General features: G+C 70.9%; 22 protein-coding genes. 10 read left to right on the top strand and 12 right to left on the bottom strand.

Features of this window, described 5'->3' with window-relative positions:
- Positions 1-27: 27 nt before the first annotated feature.
- On the bottom strand, positions 28-744 hold the full coding sequence (locus ABZ135_RS14965; protein WP_356695597.1) for a hypothetical protein: 717 nt from the start codon (positions 742-744) through the stop codon (positions 28-30).
- Between the two features lie 2 nt (positions 745-746).
- Positions 747-1,631: a helix-turn-helix domain-containing protein gene (locus ABZ135_RS14960; protein WP_356695595.1), complete on the bottom strand. Its 885-nt coding sequence runs from the start codon at positions 1,629-1,631 to the stop codon at positions 747-749.
- An 814-nt stretch (positions 1,632-2,445) separates the two neighbouring features.
- Between ABZ135_RS14960 and ABZ135_RS14955 the strand changes: the two genes are divergently transcribed.
- Entirely contained in the window at positions 2,446-2,880 is a 435-nt protein-coding gene (locus ABZ135_RS14955) for a Secondary metabolite protein (protein ID WP_356695593.1), read from the top strand.
- 44 nt (positions 2,881-2,924) lie between these two features.
- On the opposite strand, the gene ABZ135_RS14950 is transcribed toward ABZ135_RS14955, so the two are convergent.
- Positions 2,925-3,758, bottom strand: coding sequence for a helix-turn-helix domain-containing protein (locus tag ABZ135_RS14950; protein WP_356695673.1), 834 nt, complete (start codon positions 3,756-3,758; stop codon positions 2,925-2,927).
- Between the two features lie 336 nt (positions 3,759-4,094).
- Here ABZ135_RS14950 and ABZ135_RS14945 point away from each other — a divergent pair, with 336 nt between their 5' ends.
- Genes ABZ135_RS14945 through ABZ135_RS14935 form a run of 3 tightly spaced genes read left to right on the top strand, consistent with a single transcriptional unit; the run spans position 4,095 to position 6,995 of the window.
- Entirely contained in the window at positions 4,095-4,637 is a 543-nt protein-coding gene (locus ABZ135_RS14945) for a regulator component (protein WP_356695591.1), read from the top strand.
- Positions 4,634-5,812, top strand: coding sequence for an MAB_1171c family putative transporter (locus tag ABZ135_RS14940; protein WP_356695589.1), 1,179 nt, complete (start codon positions 4,634-4,636; stop codon positions 5,810-5,812). The genes ABZ135_RS14945 and ABZ135_RS14940 overlap by 4 nt, the downstream gene beginning before the upstream one ends.
- Before the next feature lie 4 nt (positions 5,813-5,816).
- Positions 5,817-6,995, top strand: coding sequence for a cytochrome P450 (locus tag ABZ135_RS14935; RefSeq protein ID WP_356695587.1), 1,179 nt, complete (start codon positions 5,817-5,819; stop codon positions 6,993-6,995).
- Positions 6,996-7,111: 116 nt separating this feature from the next.
- Here ABZ135_RS14935 and ABZ135_RS14930 read toward each other — a convergent pair whose 3' ends face one another.
- The 4 genes from ABZ135_RS14930 to ABZ135_RS14915 all read right to left on the bottom strand — a co-directional run bounded on the left by ABZ135_RS14930 (position 7,112) and on the right by ABZ135_RS14915 (position 10,190).
- Entirely contained in the window at positions 7,112-8,293 is a 1,182-nt protein-coding gene (locus tag ABZ135_RS14930; protein ID WP_356695585.1) for a methyltransferase domain-containing protein, read from the bottom strand.
- Positions 8,294-8,428, bottom strand: a complete 135-nt coding sequence (locus ABZ135_RS14925) for a hypothetical protein (protein WP_356695583.1) — start codon at positions 8,426-8,428, stop codon at positions 8,294-8,296. It lies immediately after the preceding gene.
- Between the two features lie 257 nt (positions 8,429-8,685).
- On the bottom strand, positions 8,686-8,862 hold the full coding sequence (locus ABZ135_RS14920) for a hypothetical protein (RefSeq protein ID WP_356695581.1): 177 nt from the start codon (positions 8,860-8,862) through the stop codon (positions 8,686-8,688).
- Positions 8,863-9,005: 143 nt separating this feature from the next.
- Entirely contained in the window at positions 9,006-10,190 is a 1,185-nt protein-coding gene (locus ABZ135_RS14915; RefSeq protein ID WP_356695579.1) for a helix-turn-helix transcriptional regulator, read from the bottom strand.
- A gap of 119 nt (positions 10,191-10,309) precedes the next feature.
- Here ABZ135_RS14915 and ABZ135_RS14910 point away from each other — a divergent pair, with 119 nt between their 5' ends.
- Entirely contained in the window at positions 10,310-10,864 is a 555-nt protein-coding gene (locus ABZ135_RS14910; RefSeq protein ID WP_356695577.1) for a flavoprotein, read from the top strand.
- 116 nt (positions 10,865-10,980) lie between these two features.
- Here ABZ135_RS14910 and ABZ135_RS14905 read toward each other — a convergent pair whose 3' ends face one another.
- Positions 10,981-11,550 carry a peptide deformylase gene (locus tag ABZ135_RS14905; protein ID WP_356695575.1) on the bottom strand — a complete coding sequence of 190 codons (570 nt, stop codon included), beginning with the start codon at positions 11,548-11,550 and terminating at the stop codon, positions 10,981-10,983.
- On the bottom strand, positions 11,547-12,518 hold the full coding sequence (locus ABZ135_RS14900) for a helix-turn-helix transcriptional regulator (RefSeq protein WP_356695573.1): 972 nt from the start codon (positions 12,516-12,518) through the stop codon (positions 11,547-11,549). The genes ABZ135_RS14905 and ABZ135_RS14900 overlap by 4 nt, the downstream gene beginning before the upstream one ends.
- 142 nt (positions 12,519-12,660) lie before the next feature.
- On the opposite strand from ABZ135_RS14900, the gene ABZ135_RS14895 reads away from it, so the two are divergent.
- From ABZ135_RS14895 to ABZ135_RS14880, 4 genes are read left to right on the top strand one after another with little or no spacing between them, the layout of a single operon-like run.
- Positions 12,661-13,815 (top strand): glycosyltransferase family 1 protein, encoded by a 1,155-nt coding sequence (locus ABZ135_RS14895; protein ID WP_356695571.1) that lies wholly within the window; start codon positions 12,661-12,663, stop codon positions 13,813-13,815.
- Positions 13,812-14,516 (top strand): hypothetical protein, encoded by a 705-nt coding sequence (locus ABZ135_RS14890; protein ID WP_356695569.1) that lies wholly within the window; start codon positions 13,812-13,814, stop codon positions 14,514-14,516. Before ABZ135_RS14895 ends, ABZ135_RS14890 begins: the two co-directional genes overlap by 4 nt.
- On the top strand, positions 14,513-15,748 hold the full coding sequence (locus ABZ135_RS14885) for a hypothetical protein (RefSeq protein ID WP_356695568.1): 1,236 nt from the start codon (positions 14,513-14,515) through the stop codon (positions 15,746-15,748). The genes ABZ135_RS14890 and ABZ135_RS14885 overlap by 4 nt, the downstream gene beginning before the upstream one ends.
- Positions 15,745-16,638 (top strand): glycosyltransferase family 2 protein, encoded by an 894-nt coding sequence (locus ABZ135_RS14880; protein WP_356695566.1) that lies wholly within the window; start codon positions 15,745-15,747, stop codon positions 16,636-16,638. The genes ABZ135_RS14885 and ABZ135_RS14880 overlap by 4 nt, the downstream gene beginning before the upstream one ends.
- On the opposite strand, the gene ABZ135_RS14875 is transcribed toward ABZ135_RS14880, so the two are convergent.
- A complete protein-coding gene (locus ABZ135_RS14875; protein ID WP_356695564.1) occupies positions 16,596-17,102 on the bottom strand; it encodes an ATP-binding protein in 507 nt (168 codons plus the stop codon). The two genes, ABZ135_RS14880 and ABZ135_RS14875, sit on opposite strands and share 43 nt — an antisense overlap.
- Positions 17,103-17,199: 97 nt before the next feature.
- On the opposite strand from ABZ135_RS14875, the gene ABZ135_RS14870 reads away from it, so the two are divergent.
- A complete protein-coding gene (locus tag ABZ135_RS14870) occupies positions 17,200-18,117 on the top strand; it encodes an FkbM family methyltransferase (RefSeq protein WP_356695562.1) in 918 nt (305 codons plus the stop codon).
- Between the two features lie 188 nt (positions 18,118-18,305).
- Here the strand turns inward: ABZ135_RS14870 and ABZ135_RS14865 are convergent, their stop codons facing one another.
- Together ABZ135_RS14865 and ABZ135_RS14860 are read right to left on the bottom strand one after the other, a co-directional pair.
- Positions 18,306-18,671 (bottom strand): MazG-like family protein, encoded by a 366-nt coding sequence (locus ABZ135_RS14865; protein ID WP_356695560.1) that lies wholly within the window; start codon positions 18,669-18,671, stop codon positions 18,306-18,308.
- A gap of 70 nt (positions 18,672-18,741) precedes the next feature.
- Positions 18,742-19,515: a PIG-L deacetylase family protein gene (locus tag ABZ135_RS14860; RefSeq protein ID WP_356695558.1), complete on the bottom strand. Its 774-nt coding sequence runs from the start codon at positions 19,513-19,515 to the stop codon at positions 18,742-18,744.
- Positions 19,516-19,533: the final 18 nt, after the last annotated feature.

Here is a 19,533-nt window from a genome sequence, read left to right as displayed (position 1 = left end):
GCGGGGTGCACGAGCCGTGGACGCCGGTCAGACCATGGCCGGCTGCTGGGCCTGCTGGGCCTGCTGGGCCTGTTGGGCGGCGGCAAGGTCGAGGCGGCCGGGGTGCGGGGTGGCACGCGGGGCGGTTCCGCGTACCCCGTCGTCGGGACCGATCCGGCGTCGGCGGCAGGGCTCACCGGGCTGGGCCAGGCACCAGCCGCAGCGGACGCCGAGAGGGTCGGGCTGGCCCTGCGCGACGGCGGCCTCGCGTGCGGCCCGGGCGGGCCGGTAGGGCGCGAGGGCGGCTCGGGCGGCGGGCGGTATGCAGGAGCCGATCTCCCGCAGCCGGGCCTCCAGCTTCGGGTCGATCCCGCTACGCCCGCTGGTGATCGCCCGAGCCTGTGCGGGCTGCGCGAGGCCGGCGGCGACGGCGCGGCGGGCGCCGGCAAGCTCGGCGGTCCAGGCGGCCTGGTCGTCCGGGTCGACGGACGGCGTGGGGTCGGAGTGCCTCGCCAGGCGGTCGCGCCGGTAGCTCTCCCAGGGACGGGCTACGTCCGCGGGCAGGATCTGGTACGGCGAGGTGCGGACGTGCTGGCGGGCGGCGACGCGGGCGTCCCAGCCATGCGGGGTGGCCATCGGTACGTCGCCGAGCAGCTCGTGCCACTGGGCGAGCTGGTCGCGGGCCTCACCCGGGTCGGTGCGGATGGTGCGGGGGTCGAGCCGGCCGATGTAGGCCAGCAGGGCGGCGATTTCGCGGCGGTCCACGGTCAGCCCTCCGTTCCGGTCGGCTCGTCGAGGGCGGCGAGGAGAGCGGCGGTGTGGGCCTCGGCCCGCGTCATACCGCCGGTGGCGGCGGAGGCTCCGCCGGGGACGGCGTAGAGGTTCGGGCGGTTGGGGGCGTGCTCCCGGGCGATCCAGGAGCGCCAGTCGGTGGCCCAGGCGTCCGCCGACCTCGGCTTGAAGGCCGACCGGTGGGCACGCCACTTTGCGTCGGCCGCCCGCAGGCCCTCCTGGCCGAGCCGGTCGAGGTGTCCCTGCTCGCGGGCCCAGGTGTGGGTGGCGGGGTCGACCTGCCACTCGCTGGCCGAGATGACGGCGGCACCACTGCTGTACCTACGGTTCAAATCAGGTTCACTACGGTTCTGTGTGCCGGTTTCCGGTACATCGCTGTGCCGGTTTCCGGTACGTCGGGGTGCCGGTTTCCGCCGGGGCCTGCCGGTTTCCGGTACTGCCGGATTCCGGTCCCTCGCGGGGGATTCCGGTACCTCACGCGGCCGGATTCCGTACCGCCGCAGAACTGAGACCCGCAGGGTGGGGGCGGCCTCGTGCTCGCCCGCCGGCGCCTGGTCGGCGTCCTCGTCCTGCGCGGTCTGTGCTGTGGCCTGGGCGGCGAGGGGGAGGCGGTAGACCGTGCTGCGCTGCGGGCCGGTGAGGTCGTCGAGCTGCTCCAGCTCACCGGCGTGGACCAGGCGGTCGATGGCCTCGCGCACCGTGGAGACGGACGCGCGCGTGCGCTTGGCCAGGCTGGACAGCGAGGCCCAGGAGACGCACTGCTCGTCGGCCACGCGGTCGGCGATCGACAGCAGGACCAGGCGCGCCGTCCCCCGGCTGGAGCTGTGCTCCCAGACCCACTCGCGGGCTTCGCTGCTCATCGGCCGCTCCCGGTGACGGGGCGACGCCGGCGGCTCGCCGGGGCGGGGGAGGCGGGCTCCGTCGCGGCGCGTGAACGCGCCGGGGCGGAGGTGGCTGCCGCGCAGGCCAGGCGGAAGGGCCTTTCGCGCAGGGCAGGAGGCATGCGATACTCCTCGTTGCAGTGTTGCCACGCTGATGCGCCCCTCGGAAGGACTCAGCGTGGTGATGGTGGGCAATCGCCGCCCTTGCCGGGGCGGACATGCCACTTAGCGTTCGGCGTCTGGGAGTTCCCGCTCCCGGGCGCCGTCGCTGTATGCGGACCTACGCGGTCTGGTCGATCTGCCGCGCTCCTTACGTCCGATGTGCCGGGTGGCGTGCCCGGGGGACGACGAACATACGCGCGGACCCGCGTCAAGATCCAGGCTTGGTTCTTAAACTCTGTACTGGTTGCAGAGAGTCACGGGGCCTCCTGATTTCACGCCCGTCCGAGAGTTGCCGCTCTCGGTCCCCGGCGGAGCTGCTGCGCTTCGCCGGGTGCGGCGTCCCGGCGCCCGTTCGATGGGCGCGAGTGCGCCCGCGCGCCGCGTATGTCACGGCTCGTGTGAGCACTTCACCCCACCCCCCATCTGCTGCCATATGGGACTTTTGGCTCCAGTTCGACCTCATTGATTGCACCCGCTCTGACCAGGGGTTCAACACTGGACTGGGTGGCTGCGGGGTTAACGTACATCGCAATGGCACTCTGTCGTCAACTGTGATGTCGCTGCGCGAGGCAAGAGTGGGCGCGATCGCCACTGGAGTGGATAGAATGGTGGCCGTGACGAAGGGCAGGGGATGACTGACAAGAGCTTCGCGGAGCTGCTCGACCATCTGTTTCGGACGGTGCACCCGAAGGGGCGCGGCTCGTACACGTACGAGCAGGTCTCACAGGGCATCCGTGAGACCTCCGGCTTGAAGATCTCCGCGAGTGCCATCCAGCAGCTCCGCACCGGAGTCAACAAGAACCCGAAGAGGGACACCATCCGGGCGCTGGCCGGCTTCTTCGGGGTGGAGCCGAGCTACTTCTTCGACGAGGGGGAAGCTGAGCGCCAGAGTGCTGAGATTCAGCTTCTCGCCGCGATGCGCGACCAGGACGTGCGGCGGATCGCCCTGCGCGCCAACGGGCTCAGTGCGGCGAGTCTGGACATGCTGACCAGCGTCATCAATCAGGCCCGCCGGCTCGAGGGGATGCCGGAGTCGGAGGAGTCGGACCTGCTCGACGACGAGTGAGACCCTCGGTCGGAAGCGCGGAGCATGCCAGGCCCGCAGGTCGCTCAAGCTCTGCCGGCCCCTCCGCGGTCCTCCAGCAGCACGACCACACGGAGAAGTTCGCTGCGCGTCGGCCGTAGGGCGACGATCCGAACAGCGACTTCCCGTCCCTGGTGGAACGGGAGCCTGAGCCGGCGCAGTGCGCCGTGCGAGTGTTCGACCACCTCGCGCCGATCCCACAGCTCCCGCGCGGCAGCCGATCCCGCGAGGATGTCCCGCTCCAGCTGTAGCAGCGCCTTGTCCTCAGGGTGATGGGCGCGCTCGTAGCGAATCTGCCCCAGGTAGGGGCGTGCCCAGTCCTGCTCCCAGGCCACAAGCTGCTCGCGGGCCTCCGGCGTGAGGAACGCCCATCTCATCTGATTGGCCTGGTCGACAACTCCGGGGAACCAGTCCAGCATCGGCTTGTTATAGCCGATCACGTTCCATGCGAGATCCGTCGCGAAGGCGGGCGCAGGGGTCTGGTTGTCCAGGAACTGCTGGAGCAGCGCCTCGTCCACCTCGGCTTCCGGTGGCGCCGTAAGAGCTGGCGGGCGGCCCACCGCTTTCAGGTACAGAGCGCGGCGCTCCGCCGGGCTCAACCGAAGCGCGGCCGAGACCCGGTCGAGGAAGTCGGTCGAGTAGTCGGCGTCGATGCCACGTTCGAGTGCGCCGTACCAGCGGACGCTCACTCCCGCCAGGCGGGCGACATCGCTCTGAGTCAGCCCATCGCCCCGCCGGCCCGTGGTCACCAGGCCCGGGATCTTTCGGGGATTCGTACGGCTCCGCCACGATCGCAGCAGCGCAGGCAGGGACTCGCCGTCAGGCTCTCTTCCCTCGACCCGCTTACCCCCGGAGTCCATGACCTGAAAATAGGTCACCTCGCCGGGTGACGTGCGCCACGCCGTCTCCTCGATCGCGGCAAACGGATCATGAATCAGTCATTCAGAGTAGTCGGACATAACGGGTGGTCAATATTTCAAGCAATTGACGGTGGGATGTGTAAGCCCGAGGTGATGGGTGTCGCGCCACTCTGGGTGGGGTTGAAGGCGTTCCGCGCCCCGGGAATGGCGCCCGACCGTTTCACTTTCCGTAACCGGAACTACGGCTTCCGGGAAGTGCGAGTTCCGCCTTCCTTTTGGCATCCTCATGGCCGCTGACCAGCGAGGTGGCGTACAGCCACGGCCGATGGGATTGCCATGTCCTTGCCAGAGAATGACGAGAATCGACTGCGCGCCTGGTGTGAGGAGCAGGTCGATCTCCTGAACCTGCCGCACCGGTTCAGCACGCGTGAATTGCGTGAGGCGATATCCGAACGGCGTGGAAAGCCGATCATTCTGAAGCCGCTGGCCACGCTCGGCGCGGTCGATGCGCCTTGCGGTATACGGCTGGAACTCCCGGAGGCCGACCTCCTCTTCTACGAGGAAGGCACCTCTGTTCACCACCAGCGGCACATCCTCACGCACGAAATGTGCCACGTGTACTGCGATCATCCGGGAAGCCTGGAGATCGACGCGAAGACGGCTCGGGCCCTTGGAGTGAACCCCACCCTGGTGATGCGCATGTCGGGGCGTACGAGTTACTCCGGCACCTACGAACGACAGGCCGAGATGATGGCGTCGGTCATTCGCCGGCGCATCTATCGCGACCGAGAATCCCCTTCCCTCCGGCCCGAGAAGGGACCGGACAGCTGGGACGCGCTCTTCGCCCAGCCCTTCAAGAGAGGTCGGTTCGGCCGATGAATTACGTCTTCCTTGGTATGGCCCTCCTGCTTGCCGCGGCGGCCGGATACTGGGTGCTCGGTCGAGGGACGCCTCGCCCCGCCGGCACGTGGGCCATGGGCGCGCTCCTCGGGGCTTTCGCTCTGGCCTTCGCCTCCTACTCGCCGCTGGTCGAGGACGCCGTCGAGACGCTCGTGCCGAACGTCGCCCGGCTGCTGAGCAACTCCGCTTCCCTCGCGGCTGCCACGGCAGTCGTGGCCGTCATCCTCCAGCTCAACCTGGACCCCTCGGAGGCCCGCCGGCGCATTCGCGTACGCCTCGTCCTGCTTGCCGTAGCGGTCGTCGGCATGGCCAGCCTGTTCACCTACGAGGAGATGACCCACCGGTCTCCGCGGGTGTACGCCGTGTATCTGCTCCTGTACGTGTCCTACCTCGGCTTCGCGGTCGTCGACTTCATGCTGCAGGCCGTACGCCAGTCGAAGTCGACCCGCCGCGGCAGTGTCCGCGTCGGCCTCCGGATGGCAGCGGCGGGCTGTGTCTTCGCTCTGATCTACATCGCCTACAAGACGACCCGCCTCATCGACCTGGGCCTGGGCCTGGGCCTCATCGACAGCACATCCGAGTGCTCGACACTCGTTGGCCGATGCGCCTTCAGCGTGACCGCGCCGGCGCTCGCCGTCCTGCTGATCTGCCTCGGCCTCACCCTGCCCGCCGTGGCCTATCCGATCAGCCAGGCCCGCCGCCGGCGCTGGGAGGCGCGTTCCTTCGAAGCTCTCGGCGGCCTGTGGCAGGACCTGTCGTCCGCGATGCCGCACATCGTCCTGGAGCCCGCAGACGCCGAGGACATGTCGGCCGACTCGGACTTCCTGCTCCAGCGGCGGGTCATCGAGATCAGCGACGGCATCCTCACCCTCCGGCCGTACCGATCCCGGAACGTGCAGGAAGCGGCCGAGGGCGCCTTCGGCACTGGAACGGTACGCGATGCCGCAGCAGTCGAAGCAGCCGTCGTGAAGGCAGCGCTCCGCAGCCTGGAGACCGGCCGGTTCGCCGTCGACGTCGCCCCGCCGTCGGCGGAAGCCGCCTCCCGCAAGGACCTGCGCGCGGACACCGAGTGGCTCCTCCTGGTGGCGGACGCCTACACCAACCGCGTCGGGCGTGTCGCCGGCGACGGCCGACCGGAGCCCGTTGGAGCCTGAGGTCATGACCGACCCGACTCAGGACCCCCGCTTCCTTCAGGACCCCTACCCGGCCTATGCGGCCATGCGCTCGACTTGCCCGGTGCAGCCCCTGCCCGCCGGTTCAGGCCAGCGCCCCAGCTACTTGGTCACCGGCCACGCGGAAGCCCGAGAATCTCTCGCCGACGCCCGGCTCTCGAAGGACACGGCCGTCTTCTTCGCGGGCAAGGGGTCACAGCGCCGTCTGCATCCCGCGTTCGCCCACTCCATGCTGGCCACCGACCCGCCGCAGCACACCCGGCTGCGCAAGCTGGTGACCAAAGCCTTCACCACGGGGGCCGTCGCACAGCTGCGCCCGTTTATCGCCCGGACCACCGACGAGCTGCTGGACCAGTGGCCCGTCGGCGAACCGCTCGACTTCGTGGCGGGCCTGGCGGTTCCCCTGCCGGTCATCGTCATCTGCGAACTCCTCGGAGTACCACAGTCCGACCGAGCCGATGTTCAACGATGGTCCGCGCAGCTCTTCGCGGCGGGAAGGCCCGAAGCTATCGACGCCGCCTCGCATACGGTGGCCGACTACATGACGGAGCTCATCGCCGCCAAGCGCCGGAACCCCACCGGCTCTCTCCTCGACCAGCTCATCTCGGCACGCGACGAAGACGACCACCTGAGCGAGGAGGAACTGGTCTCCCTGGCCGTGCTGCTGCTTGTGGCCGGTCACGAAACCACCACCTCCGCCCTCGGCAACGCGCTCCTGGCTCTGCTCCAGCATCCGGCCGAACTGGACCACCTCCGGAAGAATCCGGACGAGGTCTCGGCCGTGCTGGACGAGCTGCTCCGCTTCGACTCCGCGGTGAGCACCGCCACCTTCCGATTCACCACGGAAGCCGTCACACTCGGCGGCACCGATATTCCGGCCGGTGTCCCGGTCCTGGTCGCGCTCGGAGCAGCCAACCGAGATCCCGCGCGGTTCCCGGCGCCGGACCGGCTCGACCTCGACCGGGACGCGGCTGCCCATCTCGCCTTCGGACACGGCATCCACCGCTGCCTCGGCGCTCCCCTGGCCAAGGCCGAGATGGAGATCGTTCTGCGGGCGGTGCTCGTCCGATTTCCCGGAATCCGGCTCGCCGTACCGGCTGATCGACTGGACTGGCGACGTACCCGCCTGGTTCGCGGCCTCACTTCGCTTCCCGTCTTGGCGTAGCCGCTCGGTCCAGCGCCCCGCGAGGGCAGTACGACGGCCTCTGTAACCGGGGCCCAGGCGCCGAGGACCCCGCCCGCGCGCCACGGGGGGAGCGCACGAGCGGGGCGTCTGGAGGGTCAGCCGGCCAGAGGGACGGGCTGACCGGGGTTGTCCAGCCAGGCGGTTTCACCGGTGGTGGTGACGGTGAGGCCGAATCGGTCGGGGCCGGGCCGTTCGTGCATCCGCCACCAGGCGTGAGCGGCCTCCACCTCATGCCACAGCCGGCGCGGACCGTGTTGCCACACCGTGAACTGGTCGTCGGACTTGCCGTCCCAGTCCACGGCTGCCCATGACGTGGCGTCGGTCGTGGCGAGCCACAGCCGGAACGCGACCCCTTCCACGTCGGGGTTGTCGTGCCACGTCCACCACACGTCGCGGAGCTGTAGCCCCATGGCGAACTGCGCGGCGTGATCGTCCGCGGTCACCCGCCATGGCGGGAGTGTGGTGGTCGACTCGTCGGGCTGGTGGTCGTCGCGCACCACGTCGCGGAAGATCCGCAGGTCTGTGCGCTGGTTCCTCATGAGCATGAACGCGGAGTGCGGCGAGAACTTACCCGACGCGCTCCCGGTGTCGTCCACGGTCATGTGCAGCAGGCCGTAGCAGATCCAGGGGCTCTCCCACGGGGTGAGGATGACGCCGCCCGGCTTCACCTGGGTCAGCCACGGGCGGGGGACGGACCGCACGGAGCAGGTGGCCACGAGCCGGTCGTACGGCGCGTTGTCCGGATATCCCTCGGCCCCGTCCCCGGTCACCACGTCCGCCGCGGCGCCCTCCCTCCCCAGTCGCTCCGCGGCTTCGGCCGCCAGCACGGGGTCCACCTCGACGGTCGTCACCTTCCGAGGACCGGCGACGTGGGCCAGGAGGCCCGCGTTCCACCCGGTCCCGGTGCCGATCTCCAAGACCCTGTGTCCCTCGCGCACGTCAAGCATGCGCAGCATCCGGAACACGATGGCCGGGGCCGAGGCGGACGACGACGCCCACCGCTCACCGTCCCCGGGGTCCTGGCCATCGTTGATCTGGGTCACCACGGAATCGTTGGCGTATACCGCCCGCAGCCACACGGCCGGGTCGTGCGCCCGGTCGCACGGCTCCAAGTCCTCGCCCAGGTAGATGCGGGCGGGGACGAAGGCGGACCGTGGAACGGCCCAGGCCGCGCGCTCCCACTCGGGCGCCAGGGGCGTATCCATCTCTGCTTTGACCGCGCCGAGCAGATCGCGCAGGGCGATCTGCTCGGACGCGGCGAGATCCGGTGCCGTCACCTACTTGTCCTTCTTGTGCTTCGGCGGGTCCTTCGGCTTGGCCGTGTCCGACGACGGCTTGGACGTTCCCGGGTCCTTGCCCCCGGAATGCTGCCCGTTGCCGCCGCTTCCGCCCTTACCCGTACCCCATCCCATACCGGGACTCCTCTCGGTCGCGGACTCTTCGGTGAACCCGCCTGGCCGTCTTCCGTCCCCACGGAGGGACGGCCAGGCGGGGGTACTGCCCCAGGACGCGTTGGCGTGGGTCGGACAGGAGGCATCCGGGGTGTTCGGTTCCGAGACCCGGCGGGACGCCGGCCTGACGCGTCGCGCCCGTTCACTGCCGGGGAACAGGCTCCACCGGGCCTCGGAAGTCTGCGGGTGATGCGTGAGCACGGGCCGCGGTGGGAGCCTCAGGGCGCCGCCCCCTCGGCGGCAAGATTCGGGTGCGCGTTGTGGATGTGGAAGCAGGCCACCTCCACCTGCGCCACGAACCCGCTGCCAGCCACGAGCGCCCGGAACATCGACTCGCTGACGGACCGGCAGTAGTCGCAGGTCTCCACATCCGCGGGTCCCTCACGGCGCTCCATGGCCGCACGGGCCTGCTCCACCGCTTCGGGAGACAGCCCCCTCCAACCATTGCTCGGTCAGGTCCGTGTCATCGCTCACGCCGTCATCGTGGCCGCCGGCGCCCCCGGAAAATCTTTCACTTGAGAGAGAGTCCCCGGCAGCCCTACATGCCGATCCAGGCCGCCATGTTCCGCAGCGGCTCCGGGGCCCGGCGGGAGAGGTGAACGAGCCCGCGGATCGTCTCCCGGGCACCGGGGTGATAGCGGGTCTGCTCCGGCGCCGCCCGCCGGGCCGCCCACAGCGACTTCAACGACGGCTCGCTCCGGCCCAGCTCCATCTCCACACGGGCCCGATCGATGAAGAAGTGCGCGCGGCGGGACGTCGCGATCGAGGCCGGCAGCCTGATCGCCTTGGCCTGCCGCAGAGCCTCGTCGTACTGACGCAGCTCCATCGCCACGCTCATCTCGTGCAGGGCCACGTTCACCGGGCTGAAATTGAGCCAGTGCACCTTACTGGCGTCGCCGACCCGACCCGCGTACTCGCGGGCCCGCGCGATGTGGTCCGCGGCGGTGCTCGCGTCCTCCGCCCGCGCGGCCAGCACGGAGCTGCCGAGGTGAAGTTGGCCGGCGACGGTGAGGGCTTCGCGGGTGGTGTCGTCCGGGTCGAGCAGCGCGTGGCCGGAGCGGATCAGGCGCAGGCCGATGCCGTACTCGCCTTCGCGGAAGTAGACCAGCCCCCGGAAGTACTGCCGCATCGAGGCCAGACAGGGATCCGAGGTCCGCTCCGCGGCCCAGCCGAGCCGGTCGAGGGCGACGCTCGCGAGATCGAAGAAGCCCAGCTTCACCGTGACGTCGTGCGCCGTGCGGTAGGCGGAGCCCAGGGCCCGCCACAGCTCCGTCGTCGGCGAGCGCCAGCACAGGACGGTCAGCTCCGTGATCACGTCCGGAAGGGCTGCCGCCGCCGCGTGCAGATGGGTGGCGCGGACGTGGGCACACAGCTCCTCCGTGGCCGTGACGAGCTCGCCAGCCGTGCGCGTGGTGACCCGGGGATCGTCGCCGAGGTCGTACAGGTCGAGAGACTCCCGGATCGGCCTGATCAGCTCCGCCAGCCGGTCCTCCTGCATCTGGGTCACATACGGCTGACCCGTCAGCACCGTGACGTCGATCCGCAGCGCCCGCGCGACGGCCGCGACGAAGTCCGCGGACGCCGGCCGCGCCCCGCACTCGACCTGCGTGAGCCAGCTGTACGAGTACGGAATCCGGTCGGCCAGCTCCCGCTGCGTCAGACCGGCCAGCCTCCGCTGCTCCTTGATCCGCGTACCGGTGTGGTCGTCGTCCCGCGTCGGCATACCGGACTCCCGTCTCTGACCCGTCACCCCGAACGCTACGCGCCACTCGATGACGGGACAGGCCGATTCGCAAGGGATCCGCCAAGTTGAGCGTGGTCCGGCTGTGATCGGATAGCCCCATGACCACTCCGACCCTGTACCTGTTCAGCAGCGCGGCCCCGCCCGTCTTCGACGTCGCCCGCGTCATCGAGGAAGCACAGGCCGACGGCTGGGACGTATGCCTCGGTCTCACCCCGACGGCGGCCCGCTGGCTGGCCGACTCGCTCGACGGCCTCGCCGCCCTCACCGGCCACCCGGTCCGCTGGGACTACCGCCTCCCCGGACAGCCAGACATGTGGCCGAAGCCGGACGCCGTCCTCGTCGCGCCGGCGACCTTCAACACGATCAACCAGTGGGCGCTCGGGATCACGGACAAGTGGCTCGTCGGCGTGGTCGCCGAGGGCATCGGCAAGGGCATCCCCATGGCGATGATGCCGTGCGTGAACCGGGCCTACGTCGCCCATCCGCAGTTCGACCGCTCGATCGACAGCCTCCGGGGAGCCGGGGTCCGGGTGCTGTACGGCGAAGGCGGCTTCATCCCGAACGAACCGGGCCAGGGCAACCCCGCCGCATACCCGTGGCGGGCCGCCCTGGACGCCGTCGCCGACGTACTCGACCCGACCTCGACTGTTTAACAGGACGTGCTGACCGGCTGGTGGGCGCAGGAATCCACAGCCGCGGCACGAATCAGCGGTGTCCGACGGCAGGGACCTTCGGATGCGGGGCGAGCTCGGCTTGACGTCCAGGCGGCCTACTGGTCGTAGGTCCATGACCGGCCGGTCTGGCGGTACTCCTCAACGGGGATGGGTGTGGCGCCGGCCCGCATCTGCGCGGTGTAGAGCAGACCGCCCAGGTGGTCGATCTCGTGGTGGACCAGTCGAGCGAGCCCACGCTCGTAGACGGCGGTCTCCACCCGGCCCTCCAGGGTGGTGGTCTCCACGGTGATCCGCAGCGGCCGGGGGACAAGGCCGCGGACATCGAAGAACGACAAGCAGCCCTCGTACTGTTCATCCGTCTCGTCGGACCGGTCGGTGATGCGGGGGTTCAGCAGAACGATCGGCGGGGTGCCGGGGGCAGGGGGCTGGACCACGGCGGCGGCCCGGCCGATCGCGATCTGAGGGGCTGCGAGTCCCATCCCCTTCGCGAACGGGTGCACCCGGCCGATCCGTTCCATGGCCGAGAACAACTGCTCGACGGCCTGCTCGGCCGCCTGGCGTTCGGCCGGCAGATCGAAGGCGCGGGCCGGCTCAGCGAGTACGGGGGCTCCGCGCTGCACGACTCCGAGGTCGCGCATCTGCTCGCTGGGCCGTGCCTGGGTCACCTGAACTCCCCTTGAATCACGTCTTGTTCCGGCCTCGCCCGGAATCTCCATTCGAGACGGTACCGGGCGTGGAGGGCGGGTGTGGAGGTGCTCCAGGAGAAGATCCGCTTTCCGTTCTCCTCGCGCTGGACCGGTGCCGTCCTGAGGGGGGCGGCTTCAGCGGTCATGGAGGTCTCGGTCCCCCAGACGGCGGGGTCGAGGGCGGCGGGGAAGACGAGTTCGACTGCCAGGTGCTCGGTGGGCAGGCGAACGGCGCGCTGGAACCAGCGGCCCCACTGCTCCTCGCCCACCGAGTATGTGTACTCGATCCAGACCGACTCGCCGGGGTAGAGGGGGAAGCGGCCTTCGCTGTTCTCGAAGCGTAGCCACACTTCCTTGAAGGCGTCGCGGTCGTGTTTGGCCTGCCAGCGCATGTCTTCCCCGCGGCAGGTCGCGGTCAGGGCGAGTTCGTCCCAGGTCAACGGGTTTTCGCGGTAGTGGGCGTTGGAGCGTTCGGGCTCGCCGGGGTAGCGGTCGACGCTGATGCGGATGAGGTAGCGGGTGATCGGCTCGGTGCCGGTGTTCCGCAGCAGCCGGCGCATCGTGAGCCGGTAGAGGCGGCCGTCGTAGTCGAGGCGGGCGGCGTCGTGCGTCACGACGATCGCCGAACCGGTCGCGTACGGCTGCTCCGGTCGGCGGGGGGCCGGTACAGGATCGGACGGGGCCGTGCGGGCCTTGCGTGACTCGTAGTCGAGCCAGCACTTCCAGATGGCCTTGCCGGCGCCGAGGGTCTCCTCGGCGCGGCGGGCGAAGTCCTCGGTCGGCTTGTGCCGGCCCGACTCGATGTGGCTGACGTAGGAGGGGTCGAAGCCCATCCTCTTGGCTAACGCTCGCTTCGAGAGGCCCCGGACCTCGCGCCAGTGGGCGACCGTCGCCGCGAAGTCCTCGGCGGCCTTCTCGACTGTCTGGGCATCGTCTCGCGCGTCCATCGAAGCCCCCGCCTGGATGCTGGATGAGATGAGTGAACCGTGCGTGATCTCGATTCATCATTCTGTCACGGTCCCGGTCGCCAGTTTCCTTCCTTCACCGGCCCGAGTCTCCCTTCGGGTCCCGACGAGGAAGGCGGCGGGGATGCGCCTGCTGTATCTGCTCAATGTCTCCAACGCCAGCCAGCTGGCTGCCGATTCGGGTTTCACCTTCGCCGACCTGCTCGCCCCGGCCCTGACGGATGCCGGGGTCGAGGTGACGGTGGCCTCGCCGGTCGCGGTCGGTGACGCACGGGTCGCCTTCGAGCCCACCGTCTCGCCGTCCACGAAGTACCGGGCGCGCTTCGACCCGGGGATGGACGCTCTGGTCGCCCTGTTCCGGGCGCGGCGGCCCGAGGTGGTGGTGGCCAACCAGGTCGAGGCCGCCCCGGCGATCCGGGCCGCGCTCCTGGAGGCTGGGGTGGACGCAGCGGTCGTCGGGTACTGCCACTACCTGCCGTTCTCCTTCACCGACACCGGCGTCCTGGAGCTGGACCCGGCGATGGACGACCGGGGCCTGGGCCGCAGTGTGCTGCTGGCCTTCGCCGCCGGCCTCGCGGCCTGCGACCGCGTCCTGGTCCACTCCTCCACCGCCGCCTCCTGGACCACCGCAGCCGCCGCCCGCACCGGCGTCGACCTCGGCGACAGGCTGCACATCGTCCCCGCCCCCAGGGACGTACGGCTGGTGCGCGACCCGGCCGGCATCACCCCGCCCGACGGCCGGGCCACCGGCATCTACAACCACCGCCTCTACGCCCACTACGGCACCGCCCGCTTCACCGAGCTGGCCCGCCGTCTTGTCGCCAGCGGCACGGTGCGGCTCACGGTGATGGACCTGTTCGGCACCCGCAGCCCCGAGCGCATCCGTCTCGACCCCAGCCCCGAGCGGCACCTGGAAGAGCTGGCGACCACGGACGGCGTCACCATCGCCTCCGACCGCGGAGACCGCGTCCGCTACCGCAACACCCTGGCCGACGCCCACTTCGGCATCGCGCCCTTCCGCCCCGGCTGCCCCTGGTCGATGTCGGTGATCGACTGCCAGGCCATGGGCCTGCCCGTGATCGCCCCGCGCACCGGATGGCTGGCCGAGCACATCGACGACGAGCTGCTCTTCGACACCGGCGAACAGGCCGTCCAGATCGCAGAGCGCCTCGCCACGGACCCGGAGTTCTACCTGCTCCACGCCAAGCGCGCGTACGCCTCCACCGCCGACCTCACCCCGGCCGCGATCGCCGCCCGCTACCTGGAGGCGATCCGATGACCGGCTTCGACACGGTCCTGCTCTCCTACGACGAGCCGCAGGCCGACCTCCTGCACACCCGTCTCACCCACGTCCTGGGCCGTCCGGTCAAGCGCCTGCACGGCGTGCGCGGGATGCGGCGGGCCTACCGGCTCACCGCCGAGCTCGTCGACACCGAGCAGTTCTTCCTCGCCGACGGCGACTTCGCCATCGACGAGGACTTCTCCGCCGGCGAGGTGGAGCCGCTGGCCGACGGGGTGGCGATGAGGGTCTGGCAGGCCGCCAACCCGGTCAACGGCCTGGTCTACGGCTACGGCGGGCTCAAGCTGATCCGCCGGACGGCGCTGCGGGAGATGGGCCAGGCCGTCGACGTGCTGGCCGCCCTGCCCGGCCGGGTCGAGTTCTGCCGCCAGACCGCCGGGACCACGCGGTTCAACCAGTCGCCGTTCCACGCGTGGAAGGCGGGCTTCCGGGAGTGCGCGATGCTCGCCCGCGGCAGCGAGTACGGCATGACCGACGCCTCCGCCCAGGAACGGATCGACGCCTGGAAGGCCAGCAGCACCGGGGACTTCGCCGCCTACGCGGCGGCCGGCGCCCTCGACGGAATCGACTTCGCCCAGGCCGTCGGCCGCGACCCCGAGCGCTTCGAGGCGATCAACGACCCGGCCTGGCTGCAGCAGCACTTCGCCGTGCTGCGCGACGAGCAGGCGGTCGCCGGATGAGCACCGCGCCGGGACCGCTGGTGCTGATCGAGCCGTACGCGCACCGGGGCGGCGGGCACCACCAGCACACGCTGACCGCGCTCGCCACCACCGGGGCGAGCCTGGTCGTCGCCCCGGCCGGCCTGAACCAGGGCCTGGGGCTGCTGGCCCGCTCCGGCGCCCGGATCGCGGCCGGACCGGACGGGGCAGCGGCGCGGTTCCTGCTGGCCGCCGCGCGGACAGCGGAGCGCGTCTCGGCGGTCGGCCGGCGGGCTTTGGTCTCCCGACGCTGGCCGCGGGTGGTGCGCCGGATGCCGCACCAGGTCACCCTTCTGGCCCGGTGTCTGACCGAGGCCGCCTGCCTGCGGACCGCGCGCCGCCTCGCCCCGCGGGCGTCGGCGGTGGTGATCCTCAGCGCGAGCGAGGCCCTGCACGGCCTGGCCGCCCTGCTCGGTGGCACCCCGCACCTGCGGTTCGTCCACGAGCTGGTCACCACCGAGGACCTCCCTGTCCGCTGGTTGGGGCGGCTCGCCCGCCGGGCCGAGAAAAGGGTGGTCGCGCTGTACCCGACCCCGGCCGTCCGCGATCAGATCACCGCCGCCTTCCCGGCCCTGCCCGGCGCGGTGCGGGCGTTCGCGGTCGACGACGGGCGGCGGCTGACCGAGGCCGAGGGCGACGGCGGCCGGACCGCCTTCGCCATCCCCGACGAGGCGACGGCAGTGTGCGTGGTCGGCGGCTGGTGGCCATACAAGGACATCGCCACCATCGATGCCGCACTCGCCCGCCTCACCGCCCCGCTGCACGTCCTGGTGTGCGGCACCCCGCTGGACGACGCCGTCCTCGCCCGCTGGCACCGGCTTCCCCATGTCCGCCTCCACACCGTGCCCGGCCCGGTGGCCGACGAGATCCTGCGGCTCGTCTACGGCGCCGCCGACGCGGCCCTCGTTGCCCGCCACCCGGGCGTGGGCAAGGAGTCGGGACTCGTCATGGACGCCGCCCGCCTCGGTGTTCCGCTCCTCGTCTCCGAACACGACCCCGACCTGACTGCCCGGCTCGCCGGCCAGCCGTGGGTCTGGTCATTCCCGGCCGGCGACGCCGGCAGGCTCGCCGAAGCGCTGGACAAGCTCTCGGCCGACACGCCCGCCCGGCCGGGCACCTCGGCGCCGTCGGTGCTGGACCTGTACCCGGCTGCCGAGCAGGCCGCCTTCCTCACCACCACCTACACCCGCCTGCTCACGGAGTGCCTCCGATGACGTTCATCCCTCCCACCCTGGTCGCGGTCATCGGCCCCGTCGAGCCCGCGCTGCTCGCCGCCTGGACCACCCACTACCGCCAGCTCGGAATCGAGCGGTTCCTCCTCGCCTTCCACTTCCCCGACCACGTCCCCGACGCCCAGCGCCACCAGCTCCTCGCCGCCGTCCACGCCCTCGGCATCGTCCCCACCCAGGTCAGCACCGGCCCGTGGCACGAGCACACCAACACCGAGCTGCGCGACGCCCTGCGCGAGAAGGCCGGGCCCGGCTGGCACCTGATCGCCGATGCCGACGAGTTGCAGACCTACCCCGCCCCGCTGGCCGACGTAATCACCCAGGCCGAGGAAACCGGACGCAAGGTGATCGGCGGGCTGATGCTCGACCGCGTCGCGGCCGACGGCAGCCTCGCCCCCTGGCGCCCGGAACCCGGGCTGGACCGGGCCTTCCCGCTCGGCGGCCACCTCACCCACCGCCTCCTCCAAGGCGACCCCCGCAAGATCGTCCTCGCCCACTCCTCGGTGACCGTGGCCTCCGGCAACCACCGCGCCTCCGGCCACAAGCCCGATCCGCACACGCTCGCGTGCGTGCACCACTTCAAGTGGCGCTCGGGCGTCCTGGACGACCTGCGCCGACGGGTCGAACGGTTCTCCTCCGGCGCGTGGGCCGAGCAGACCCCGGCCGTCCGCGACGAGGCGTCCCGCCTGCTGGAGCACGTCGACCGGCACTCCGGCCGCATCGACGTCGCCGACCCCCGCCTCGCCTTCCGCCGCGTCACCCTCGACCGCCTCCCCGAGGGCTGGGCCCCCGAAGCGGCCACGATCACCACCGCCTGGCGCCCGCCCACCTCTCAGAACCAGCCGGGCTCCACGATCTCCTCGCCCTCCCCCTGAGGCTCCTCGAACCGGGCGAAGAAGTCGTCCAGCGCCTCCGGCGTCACGACGAGCGCGTTCGCGTCCCCCCGTGCGTTGCGTTCCGCCAGCCGGCGCAGCAGCTCGTCCCGGGCCACGGGGAAGTACAGCAGCCGCCACCGGCCTCCGGCGGCCTCCACCAGAGTCTTCATCGCCTCGCGGTCCTTGCGCGGCCACAGCCCGTGGTCCCACACCACATCCCGGCCCTCCGCGACCAGCTCGGCCAGCCGCTCGTGCAGCTCGGCGACGACCGGAGCCTCCTTCTCGAAGTAGGTGTTCTCCGGGTAGTCGACGCCGTACCGGCCGTGCCGCTCGAAGACGACCTCGTCCACCGACAGCCGCACCGCACCCCGAGGCTCCAGCACCCGCTGGGCATAGGTCGTCTTCCCCGATCCGGTGAGCCCCACCAGCAGGAAGACCGTCGGAGCACCGCTCTCGACCACCATCAACTCCCCTCACCTCCGCCGTCGTTCCCGGCAGTCTGCCACCGCCGGCCGGACCGGACCCCCGGTCCCGGCCGCCGCCACCCGAAGGAGCCCGTCCGTGCCCGCCTCCGCCCTCGCCCGCACGCTGCGCGCCTACGTCCGCCACGCCCCCGGCACCCTCGGCAAGGCCCGGCTCGTCGACCGCTTCCTCGGCGAGCACCTGCGCACCCACCCTGTCCACGCCACCGTCCGGCTGCGGTCCGGCGACGCGGTCTCCGTCACCACAAGCGACGTCATCCAGCGCTTCCAGTACCTGTTCGGCGAGTGGGAGCCGAACCTGTCGGCCTTCCTGCGCGACCGGCTCCACCCCGGGGACACCTTCATCGACGTCGGCGCCCACCGCGGCGCCTTCAGCCTCCTGGCCTCCCACGCCGTCGGACCCCACGGCCGCGTCGTCGCCATCGAACCCCACCCCCTCTTCCACGACGACCTGGCCGCCGCAGCCGCCACCAACCGCCGCACCAACATCCATCTCGTCCGCTCCGCCGCCTCCGACACCACCGGCGTCCTGACCCTGTACCTGGAGGACCCCTCCAACTTGGGCCACACCACCGCCGTCCGCCCCCGCCACGTCCACGCGACCGTCGAAGTCCCCACCGCGCCCCTGGCCGACCTCGTCAGCCGGGCCGACCTCGCCACCACGCGCGTCATCAAGATCGACGTCGAAGGAGCCGAAGCCGCAGCGGTCCGTGGGCTCCTGCCCGCGCTCCCGCACCTGCGCGACGAGGCCGAACTCGTCATCGAGGTCACACCACGGCTTCTGACCAAGCAGGGCGAGAGCGCCGCTGCGCTCATCGCCACCCTGCGCACGCACGGCTTCCACCCCTACATGCTCACCAACGACTACGACCCGGCCACTTACCCCCGGGCCATGCGCCGGCCACAGCCGCCCATCCGGTGCACCACGACCCCGAAGGACATGACCGACCTGGTCTTCTCCCGCACCGACGCCACGAGCCTCCCGCTCGCGCCCTGAGCACCGCCGACTGTTCTCGAGGAGAGCAGCATGTCGTGCGAGGGGCCCCCGCCAAGGCCGCTGACACGAGCGCCACCTGGGACCGGAGGAGCCCTTCAGCTTGCCCGGCGCACCGCGCTGCGAAGCCCTCGGTCAGGACCTCACACCGCCTTCCGGCACGTACAGGCCGCCGAGGCCCTTGGGACTGCTCAGGCCCCTTCGAGGGGTGGCACAACAGCCTCATCACCGAGGGCCAAGAACCGGGCGGCCTTTCGGGCGAGCAGGGCTTCGAAGAATGCCGGCGCTTCGTCACCGAGCATCCGGTGCAATGTGACGAGACTGGTGATCGCGGTGTCGGCGACTTCCTCCTGGACGTGCTCCCAGGTGTGGCTCTGCCCCTTCCGGGGATTGGTGGCCCAGGCGCCGATCACGGCCTGGGCCGACTCGCCCACCTCCTCGGAGAGTTTGAGGACCTGCAGGGTCCACTGCTGCTCAGCGGAAATCCCGCGCGAGGTATCGAGGCGGGTGAAGAGATCGGCGAGTCGGCCGACGGTCTCCCACGAGGAGGGGCTCAAAACGGGCTCCATGGTCTTGGGTCCGGCGCGCGTAGCGCGACGGTGATTCGGTTCGCGGTTAGTGCGCTCTTCAGCTGGTCAGTTCGGGCAGCACGCCGGGCGCGAGGCCGGTGGAGAGGCGAGTGAAGTACTCGGTCCGGATGAGCGGTTCGCGGCCGACGGGGGCGAGACGGGAGAGGATGCCGGGCAGGGGGCGTTCCCTGGCGACCTGGCTCCTGTGGGCGAGGATGGCTCTCCACTTCTGGTCGAGATGGCTGCCCACGTCGACCGTCGTGGTGACCTGCTCGTCCGGAACGCTCAGCGTTGTCTTGCCGACCCGCTTCATGAGCGCGCTCAGCGTGCCGGCACTCGAGTGCGGGTGCGTGGCCGCGTACAGGGCTTGGGGGTGCCAGGGCGGTCCCGCGTCCGGGTAGCGGTGTTCGAGGCCGGCGGCGTGGAAGGCGAGGACGGTCGCCTGGTGGGTGCGGACGTGGTCGGGATGCCCGGTCAGCTGACCGTACGCGTCGTGGGTGATCAGGATCTGCGGGCGTACCGCCCTGACGTGCGCGACGATCGCCTCGACCAGCTCGTCGATCGGCGCGTCGCACAGCCGCGGCCGGCCCGGGGACGACTCGGGGACGCGCGCATCGGCATAGCCGAGCATCCGCGGTTCCCCGGCGCGCAGAACGGTCAACGCATCGGCCAGCTCCGTGGCTCGATGGGTGCCAGTGGCCCACGTCGCAGTGACGACGGCCGTGTCCGCTCCTGCGGCGGCGTGCTGTGCCAGGACGCCTCCTGCCAGTAGAGCTTCGTCGTCGGGGTGACCGAAGACGGCGAGAAGAGAGGGGCGCGACGGTTGGGTCATGACGGTGTTCCTTTCCTG

The sequence above is a fragment of the Streptomyces sp. NPDC006339 genome (assembly GCF_040612775.1).
Taxonomy (GTDB): Bacteria; Actinomycetota; Actinomycetes; order Streptomycetales; family Streptomycetaceae; genus Streptomyces.
The sequence above is the reverse complement of the archived record's forward strand: the minus strand, read 5'-3'. Positions and strand labels throughout refer to the sequence as shown.

Bases quoted from the DNA above. Each gene is read 5' to 3' on its own strand.
- ABZ135_RS14960 (WP_356695595.1), bottom strand. From the start codon at position 1,631: ATGAGCAGCGAAGCCCGCGAGTGGGTCTGGGAGCACAGCTCCAGCCGG.
- ABZ135_RS14955 (WP_356695593.1), top strand. From the start codon at position 2,446: ATGACTGACAAGAGCTTCGCGGAGCTGCTCGACCATCTGTTTCGGACG.
- ABZ135_RS14950 (WP_356695673.1), bottom strand. From the start codon at position 3,758: ATGGACTCCGGGGGTAAGCGGGTCGAGGGAAGAGAGCCTGACGGCGAG.
- ABZ135_RS14945 (WP_356695591.1), top strand. From the start codon at position 4,095: ATGTCCTTGCCAGAGAATGACGAGAATCGACTGCGCGCCTGGTGTGAG.
- ABZ135_RS14940 (WP_356695589.1), top strand. From the start codon at position 4,634: ATGAATTACGTCTTCCTTGGTATGGCCCTCCTGCTTGCCGCGGCGGCC.
- ABZ135_RS14935 (WP_356695587.1), top strand. From the start codon at position 5,817: ATGACCGACCCGACTCAGGACCCCCGCTTCCTTCAGGACCCCTACCCG.
- ABZ135_RS14925 (WP_356695583.1), bottom strand. From the start codon at position 8,428: ATGGGATGGGGTACGGGTAAGGGCGGAAGCGGCGGCAACGGGCAGCAT.
- ABZ135_RS14920 (WP_356695581.1), bottom strand. From the start codon at position 8,862: ATGGAGCGCCGTGAGGGACCCGCGGATGTGGAGACCTGCGACTACTGC.
- ABZ135_RS14915 (WP_356695579.1), bottom strand. From the start codon at position 10,190: ATGCCGACGCGGGACGACGACCACACCGGTACGCGGATCAAGGAGCAG.
- ABZ135_RS14910 (WP_356695577.1), top strand. From the start codon at position 10,310: ATGACCACTCCGACCCTGTACCTGTTCAGCAGCGCGGCCCCGCCCGTC.
- ABZ135_RS14900 (WP_356695573.1), bottom strand. From the start codon at position 12,518: ATGGACGCGCGAGACGATGCCCAGACAGTCGAGAAGGCCGCCGAGGAC.
- ABZ135_RS14895 (WP_356695571.1), top strand. From the start codon at position 12,661: ATGCGCCTGCTGTATCTGCTCAATGTCTCCAACGCCAGCCAGCTGGCT.
- ABZ135_RS14890 (WP_356695569.1), top strand. From the start codon at position 13,812: ATGACCGGCTTCGACACGGTCCTGCTCTCCTACGACGAGCCGCAGGCC.
- ABZ135_RS14885 (WP_356695568.1), top strand. From the start codon at position 14,513: ATGAGCACCGCGCCGGGACCGCTGGTGCTGATCGAGCCGTACGCGCAC.
- ABZ135_RS14880 (WP_356695566.1), top strand. From the start codon at position 15,745: ATGACGTTCATCCCTCCCACCCTGGTCGCGGTCATCGGCCCCGTCGAG.
- ABZ135_RS14875 (WP_356695564.1), bottom strand. From the start codon at position 17,102: ATGGTGGTCGAGAGCGGTGCTCCGACGGTCTTCCTGCTGGTGGGGCTC.
- ABZ135_RS14860 (WP_356695558.1), bottom strand. From the start codon at position 19,515: ATGACCCAACCGTCGCGCCCCTCTCTTCTCGCCGTCTTCGGTCACCCC.